The 8,443-nt window shown below is 57.1% G+C and carries 5 protein-coding genes; 4 read left to right on the top strand and 1 reads right to left on the bottom strand.

Annotated elements, in window-relative coordinates; genetic code table 11:
* The 4 genes from HJ536_RS17925 (at nucleotide 1) to xrtD (ending at nucleotide 6,470) form a co-directional block, all read left to right on the top strand.
* Nucleotides 1-2,445 (top strand): tetratricopeptide repeat protein, encoded by a 2,445-nt coding sequence (locus tag HJ536_RS17925; protein ID WP_177158789.1) that lies wholly within the window; start codon nucleotides 1-3, stop codon nucleotides 2,443-2,445.
* A 169-nt stretch (nucleotides 2,446-2,614) separates the two neighbouring features.
* Nucleotides 2,615-3,247 carry a polysaccharide biosynthesis/export family protein gene (locus HJ536_RS17930; RefSeq protein ID WP_228028791.1) on the top strand — a complete coding sequence of 211 codons (633 nt, stop codon included), beginning with the start codon at nucleotides 2,615-2,617 and terminating at the stop codon, nucleotides 3,245-3,247.
* A gap of 108 nt (nucleotides 3,248-3,355) precedes the next feature.
* Nucleotides 3,356-4,729, top strand: coding sequence for a hypothetical protein (locus HJ536_RS17935; RefSeq protein ID WP_177158790.1), 1,374 nt, complete (start codon nucleotides 3,356-3,358; stop codon nucleotides 4,727-4,729).
* A 145-nt stretch (nucleotides 4,730-4,874) separates the two neighbouring features.
* Nucleotides 4,875-6,470, top strand: coding sequence for a VPLPA-CTERM-specific exosortase XrtD (gene xrtD, locus HJ536_RS17940; protein ID WP_177158791.1), 1,596 nt, complete (start codon nucleotides 4,875-4,877; stop codon nucleotides 6,468-6,470).
* A 6-nt stretch (nucleotides 6,471-6,476) separates the two neighbouring features.
* Here xrtD and HJ536_RS17945 read toward each other — a convergent pair whose 3' ends face one another.
* Entirely contained in the window at nucleotides 6,477-7,643 is a 1,167-nt protein-coding gene (locus HJ536_RS17945) for a nucleotide sugar dehydrogenase (protein WP_177158792.1), read from the bottom strand.
* Nucleotides 7,644-8,443 lie beyond the last annotated feature (800 nt).

Raw genomic sequence — 8,443 nt, forward strand, 5'->3', positions numbered from 1 at the left:
GTGACCAGACTTCTTCTCGTGATCTCCCTTCTTTTCACGCTCACCGCCTGCGACTCGTCCGAGGAGCGGGCGGAAGAGCATTTCCGCAACGCGATGTCCCTGCTCGAGGCTGGCGACCCCGACCGTGCGTTGATCGAACTGCGTAACGTGCTCAAGCTGAACACCAGCCATACAGAGGCCCGTCGCCTCTATGCTGATACCGTCATCGAACGCGGCCAGCTTGAAGAAGGGCTGGCGCAATACCTGCGCCTTGCCGAGCAAACCCCCGAAGATGGCGCCGCCAACCGGACCGTGACCCAGATGCTACTGGCCAACGGTGATTACGAGGGCGCTGCGCCCTATGTCGCCAAAGCCAAGGCCGCCCTGCCCGATGATCCCAACGTAAGCGCCATGAGTGCAGCGATCACCTATCAACTCGCGGTTCAGGGCAAGGACGCCAAGGGCGTCCACGACGCCCTCGAGCAAGCCAAAGCCGTTCTTCAGGCCGATCCCGGCCAGTTCTACGCGCGCCAGACCGTCATGGCGGACCTGATCGAGAATGGCGCATGGACCGCCCTTCTGGACCAAGCTGACGCTGGGTTGGCGATCGATCAGCACAGCCTCCCGCTCCACCGCGCGCGTCTGATGGCGCTGGAGCGGCTGGGGGACCTAAGTGGAATCGAAACCTCGCTCCAAACCATGACCCAGCTTTTCCCAGAGGAGGAGTCGCTCGGTGTCAAACTGGTTAACTGGTACACGCGGCAAGGCCGCACCGACGATGCCGAGGCATGGCTAGCGAAGCAGGTCGGACAATCCCCCGACGCCCGCCAAACGCTGATCACCTATATCCGTGGCACCCGCGGAATCGCGCCCGCCCTGGCTGCCTTGGACGAGGCGCTGAATGCCCAACCGATGCCCGAAGATGTCGCGCGGGACAGCCTTACCTTTGCCGCCATGCGCGCCGCGTTGCGTTACGAGAATGGCGAACGCGACCAAGCCATTAACGAACTTCGCACATTGATCGAGGACGCCCCCGAAAGCGAAAGCAAAGATCGCGCCCGCATGGCCCTTGCCACCATTCTGGACGATCAGGATCAGCACGAAGAGGCGCAATCTCTGGTTTCCGCGACCCTCACCCATGATCCCAGTCAGGTCGAAGCCCTTCGCCTGCAAGCCAGCTGGATGATCGCCGCCGACGAAACCGGGGACGCCATTCTGCTTCTGCGCAAGGCCTTGGATCAGGCGCCGGACAACGCCCAAGTCCTCGCTACCCTGTCGCAAGCCTATGAGCGAGAAGGCAGCCGCGATCTGATGTCCGACGTTCTGATGCGCGCAGTCGAGGCTGCGAATTATGAACCCTCTCTGACCCTGCGCATGGTTAACGTCCTGAAGGCCCAAGGTCAGCTCCACGCCGCCGAAGAGTTAACCATCGACGCATTGCGCCGACAGAACACCGACCTCGCGCTCATCGGCACCCTCGCCGAAATCCACATCGCGATGGAGGATTGGGGCCGCGTAACCCAAGACATCCAGCGCCTGCGTTCCCTTGATGCGCCCGCGGCGACCTCTCTGGCGAACGAACTCGAGGGGCAGCAACTGGCCCTGCGCCGGAAAACCGCGGAATTGATGCAATTCGTCGAGGCTAATCTGGGGGCTGACAGCAATGGCACGGCGATGGTCGTGCGCAGTCTGATTCTGAACGACCAGATCAACGAAGCTACCGATTTCGCGCGCAAAGCCTATGACGCCAACCCCGAAGATCCCGTCGCCATTTTCCTTTACGCGACTACGCTCGGCCATCAGAAACAGGACGCCAAGGCGATAGCTCTGTTCCGTAAACTGGTTACCAACGACCCCACCCAGCGGGATAGCTGGATGGCGATCTACAATCTGCTCCAGCGGGATGGACAGATGGATCAAGGCCTGGCCGTTCTGGACGAAGCTTTGACTCACCTGCCCGATGACGCCGGCCTGCTCTGGATTCGGGCGAGCCATATGCAGACCTCGGGCGACATTGATCAGGCGATCGTCCTTTACGAAGATCTCTACCAGAAAAATTCCGATGCCGAGATGATCGCCAACAACCTCGCCAGCCTCTTGTCGACTGCGCGCACGGACGAAGACAGCCTGAACCGCGCTTACATCATCGCCCGCCGGCTGCAGAATTCCGCAATTCCGGCCTATCAGGACACCTATGGCTGGATCGCGTATCGACGCGGAGAGTTAACCGATGCGGTAGCACATCTGGATACGGCAGCAAGTGCGCTCAGCTTCGATCCGACTGTGCAGTACCACGCTGGCATGGCCTATATCGCCACCAATCAACCGGAAAAGGCGCGCAAAGTCCTGCTGCAAGCCGCAGATTTGCTAGCTCAGGCGCCCGAGGCAATGCCCGATCTGGCGAATATGGTGAACGACGCTTTGGGCGGCCTCGCTGTGCCAGAGCAGGCCTCGGCGGGGAATTAGACAGGTCGGGAAGCTTTGCAAAAAACCAACCCTTCACTGTGAGAAAACGTTTCATTGATAGCTGAATTGACATATCATGAAAGCGCATTCGCATCAGTGAAACGGGGTTTCGCCCTGCCCTAATCAAGCAGAGCAAAGCGTCCCTCCCCGTCTTTAACGAGGTTATAAAATGAGTTTCTATATCATGGCGCGGGCCCTTCTGCGCCTTGTTTTAACTGGAATTTCTCTGGCTCTTTTGGCCATTGGCACCACCGCAGCCGCTGACAACTACCGGATCAAAACCGGCGACACCCTGCAGATCGAAGTGCTTGAGGATGCAAACCTCAGCCGTCCTGTGCTGGTCCTACCCGATGGAAATATTAACTTTCCCTTCGCAGGCACCATCAAAGCAGCGGGCCAAACAGTTGGCGCGGTGAAATCGTCGATCGTGTCCAAACTTGCGCCCAACTTTAACGTAGCACCGAACGTCTTTGTCAGCGTCGCGTCGCTGGCCCCGCCCCGCCCTACTGCGGCACCGGTCGTGCGCACGTACGGTGTCTACGCGATGGGCGAAATCACAACGCCGGGCCGCCTGAACATCGACACCAAGGAAAACGTCACCATCCTGCAGGCCATCGCAACCGCGGGCGGTTTCACCCGTTTTGCGGCGACCAACCGTATCGAACTGCGCCGCGTGAATTCCAAAACCGGCCAAGAAATCAAATACCTGTTCGATTACAAAGGGGGTAAGGGTATCTCTGGTGCAACACGTCTCCAAGAAGGAGATGTAATTGTGGTTCCCGAACGCCGCCTTTTCGAATAATGTAGCCTCAAGCCCGATTTTAACGGGTAACCCCCGTCAGAGGGGTCATTGAGGCAGCATAGCAGGCGAAATCACCGATTTCGCCCTGCGCAAGGGAAAGTACAGGCGATGAAGTCGAGTCAGCGGCTCTATCAATTCTTTTCGTTCTCGGCAGCGACGCTGCTGGCGACCACGGCGATCGCACAGGACGACAAGACCCCCGGAAATGAGACCCGTTTCGGTATTTCCTCGGAATTGCGCAGTGAAAGCAATGCTGGAATGGATCGCCCGTCCGCGGGCGATACCAACACTTTTGCCACGACCCTGAGCGCCGGTTTCAGCCGCCGCACGGCCATCCAACAGCTGGATATCGACACCTCTGGCACGCTGACCTTCTCGGAAGAGCCGGACGATACCATTCAGGACATCACCGATCCGACCCTGCGCATGTTCTATGAACGTCAGGGCGCGGGCAGCACCCTGCGCGCCATCACCCGCGTGGATGAACAGGACGTCAGTGCGGTCACCAACGTCTTTGACCCGGAAACCGGCGAAGTCACAATCACGCCGGACACCGGCCGTCGCCGCGTGTCGAACCAGTCGGTCACCTTGGAAATGCTCAAGGATATGCCCGTCGAACTGGACATCAGCGCCGAGCGTGGCAACGTCCAGTATTTCGACACCACCTCGCCGACCTATTACGACAGCGGGACGACCGGCGGCACGCTGAAGACGCGCATCCGTCTGTCCCCTGTGGTGACCATGAACGCGGATCTCGGGTACAAATACCACGAGGCAGACAACCTTCAGAACACCGAGCGCGAGACGCGTAGCGCCGAAACCGGTCTGACCTACGAGATCGGGCGGCTGAGCACCCTGAACTTTGCCGCCGGTTACACCACCGTCGACACCACCTCTGCGGGGCTGGAGGAGACCGAGGAAGGCTCGACCTTTAACCTTGGTTACCAGCGCGAGCTGACGCTGGGATCCGCTGGCGTGGCCTATGACCACAGCATTGCAGCGACCGGCGCACGCGACGCGTTAACCTTTTCCAGAACGATGGAGATGCCCGGCGCAACCCTGTCGGGTGAGCTTGGCTTTAGCCAGAACGACAATGGCGATGGCACCTGGATCGGCGAAATGAGCTATACGCGCGACATGAAGCGCAGCACCGTTGGCATGAATCTGGTTCGCAATGTTGCCGCCACAGATACCGGCGGGGACCGCGTGGTTTCACAGCTTGGCTCGAATGTATCCTACGAAATCAACGGATTGTCCTCCATCTCGCTCAGCGGCAACTACGGCGAAGTGGACTATGTCGAGGGCACCTCTCCGACCACATGGCAGGCCGACCTCGCGCTGGATTATGACCATCAGCTGACCCGCGACTGGACCCTGACCACCGGCGTCAGCCAGCGTCGCAACATGCAAGAGGGTCTGGAAGACGCCATCTCAAACAAGGTTTACGTGCGCGTTAGCCGCGATTTTAGCTTCGGAAACTGACCTATTAGCCTTCGCTGATTAACCAAAATGAAAGAACAATTCCGCATCCTACTCGGAATTGGTTCCGATATGCATTAGGCATCCTATCGCCGCTCTGATAGGGTGCCTGTGTATTTTGGTTCATTTTTTGGTTCGGGTTTTCACGATGGCATTTTCATCGGTACATTCCAAAAGCCTCCGTGCAGGAACGGGCGCTTACTCGGTTGGGTTCTGGTGTTTCCTACTCCTGACGCTCAGTGCGATCCCGATTTTCTGGCCCGGCTTCGTGGATTTGATCCAGGCTTGGGCTAGGCCAGAATACAGCCACGGCCCACTCATCCCACTGATTTCGCTATACTTATTCCTCAGGGAATTGCGAACCCTGCCATCAGCCAAGCGCCACCCCAAAGACCGGGTTTTCGGCTTGGCCGTCATAACCACGGCTTTACTGGTGGCAGCAATCGGAAATCTGGCGCGCATTCCCGACATCGTCACCTATGGCTTCATCCTGTGGCTTGGTGGAGTAGTGCTGGTACAATTCGGTGCGAAGCGGGGGCGTCTTCACCTGCTGCCTGTGATCCATCTAATCTTCATGCTGCCCCTGCCGCAGTTCATGTATTGGAACCTGACAACCTACTTGCAAAGGGTCAGTTCCGAACTCGGCGTTTGGTTTGTCCGGCTGGCAGGGGTGCCCGTTTACCTAGAAGGCAACGTGATCGACCTTGGGGTCTACAAGCTACAGGTGGCCGAGGCTTGCTCGGGCTTGCGGTACCTTTTCCCGATTCTCAGCTTTTCCTATTTGTTCGCAATCCTTTATCGGGGGCCCCTCTGGCACAAAGCCATTCTTTTGATCTCCGCCGCGCCGTTAACGGTGTTCATGAATGCCCTCCGCATCGGAGTAATTGGCATACTGGTAAACAGCTACGGGATCGAACAGGCCGAAGGATTCCTACATTTCTTCGAAGGCTGGGTCGTGTTCCTGGCATGTATCGCGATCCTGTTCCTGATGGCCTGGGGCCTGCAACGCACCGAAGCAACGCCCCGCCCGTTAACCGAATCGCTGGATTTGGACTTCGACGGCCTGCTTCCTTACCTGGCTAAAATCAGGGAAATCAGGTTCTCAAAAACCTTGGCGATTGCGATCCTGATGACTGCGGGTATTTCTGCCGCCAGCATCACCATCGACACTTCTCCGGCACAGCCGCTGCAACGCGATGCATTTACCGTATTTCCGCGGCAACTCGGTAAATGGCGGGGGGCGACGTCCAGTCTAGATCCGGAAATCGAGCGGGTTCTGGCAGCGGATGACTATCTGAACGCGACCTATATCGACCAAAACACAGGCAAAACCGCGAACATGTTCGTGGCCTTTTACGCGCGCCAGACCGAAGGCCAAGGCATCCATTCGCCCGAGGTCTGTCTGCCATCTGCCGGTTGGGAAATTTACGAAATTAATCCCTTCAATATTCAGGTCGGTGGAGATTACGGCGACTTTGCCGTGAACCGCGCCATCATCCAGAAGGGAACCGACCAGCAGTTGGTCTATTACTGGTTTGAACAGCGGGGAAAACGGTTAACGAACGACTTCAAGGCAAAGCTGACGGTTCTGTCAGATGGACTGACCATGGGCCGCACCGATGGCGCCCTTGTCCGATATGTGACCCCGATTTACCCAAAAGAAACAGCGGAACAGGCCGACGCCAGACTGATGGACATTGTCCGTAACAGTCTGAAACGCCTACCTGATTTCGTACCGCTGTAAGCCGGATCAATCAGATCCGAACAGATCGCGGCTGAACACCTTGTCCGCAACATCGGCGATATCGTCGGTGATGCGGTTGGCCACGATGACGTCAGCCTCGGCCTTGAAGGCCTCCAGATCATTTACCACGCGCGAACGGAAGAATTCGTTCTCTTGTAGCACGGGTTCGTAAACGATGACCTCGATGCCCTTGGCTTTGACGCGCTTCATGATGCCTTGAATCGAGCTCTGGCGGAAGTTGTCAGAGCCCGCCTTCATCACCAGACGGTAAATGCCGACAATCTTGGGCTTGCGGGCAACGATCGCGTCGGACAGGAAATCCTTGCGAGTGCGGTTGGCGTCCACGATCGCGCGGATGATGTTCTGCGGCACTTCAGAGTAGTTCGCCAGCAGCTGCTTGGTGTCCTTGGGCAAGCAGTAACCACCATAACCGAAGCTCGGGTTGTTGTAGTGGCTGCCGATTCGCGGATCGAGGCCAACGCCCTGAATGATCTGGCGGGTATCGAGACCCAGCGCCATGCCATAGCTGTCGAGTTCGTTGAAATAGGCGACGCGCATCGCAAGGTAGGTGTTCGCGAATAGCTTGATCGCCTCGGCCTCGGTCGCGCCGGTGTAAAGGATCGGCACGTCCTTTTTGATTGCGCCTTCAAGCAGCGCCTCGGCAAAGACCTTGGCGCGTTCGCTCTGCTCGCCGACCACGATCCGGCTGGGGTGCAGGTTGTCATAAAGCGCCTTGCCCTCACGCAGGAACTCGGGGCTGAAGATGACCTGATCGGTTTCCAGTTCCTCGGCCAGACGGGCGGTGTAACCCACGGGGATCGTGGACTTAATCACCAGAGTTGCTTTGGGATTAACCGCGATAACAGCCTTGATCACCGTCTCGACACTGCTGGTGTCGAAGTAGTTGGTGTCAGCGTCATAGTTGGTGGGGGTCGCCACGATGACGTAATCGGCATCCGCAGCGGCACCGGCCAGATCCGTGGTCGCGGTCAGGTTCAGGTCGCGATTGGCCAGATAATCCTCGAGCTCGGCATCGACGATGGGGCTCTTACGGGCATTTACATCCGCCACGCGGCTTTCGGAAATATCGACAGCCACAACAGGGTGGTTCTGCGCCAGTAGAACAGCGTTCGAGAGGCCCACATATCCAATGCCTGCAACAACAAATTTCATAAAGCTTGTCCCATATTTACTGTCACCCTTCCCCCGGCGGCGAAGGCTGTGCTCGACATAGCTTTAACAGGTAAAGGAAAGCTAGGAAAAGGTTGGGATTTCTGCACTAGCACAGGATTTTGCCGGAGGGTTCGCCCAAACACGGCAAACCCTCCGGCGAGCGGCTAACTTGTGAGCAGTGGTATCTCAGGATGAGGAACAGCAGTCCTGCCGACGAGGGCAATTCGCGTTCACTTCAGTGTCTTGGGATGTTTTGTAGCGGAGCGACAGAAGGGTGAATACGCCGCCCCCCAGAAGGGCGCCTATGACGAAAGAAAAGAGAAGAGAAACACCTGTCATCCACGCCATACCAAAAACGGCGTAACCGGCGACAATGCCCCAAACCAAAGAGCCCAACATCACACACCCGAAAAACTACACACTACAATGCGCTCACCTGAGCCCCCCGATCCGGCAAGTTGAGGGCGGAATTAGGGCGAAAATTTGGCAGGTAAATGCGACGTTAACCAGTATTACACATTCCTGCCCTACCGTCAGAGGACATTCATGGGAGCACTGACGACAGGGACACGAAAACACAGTTAAATCCCCATAAAATCATTATGATAGGCATTATTTCGCAGGATGAATTTTCGTGAAATCTTGGCTGTAGAAGCTTTTAATTTGTCAGCGATTATTTAATGATCATCGCATTCTGTTTTGAAATTTCTCTTTTTCTTGTTCCAATGATGGTGTCTGGAGTGCACCCCCTTATGACCTACCTCACGCCCACCCCGATTGCCGATCTTGTCCAACTTGAA

This window comes from Donghicola mangrovi (assembly GCF_013377535.1).
Lineage (GTDB): Bacteria > Pseudomonadota > Alphaproteobacteria > Rhodobacterales > Rhodobacteraceae > Donghicola > Donghicola mangrovi.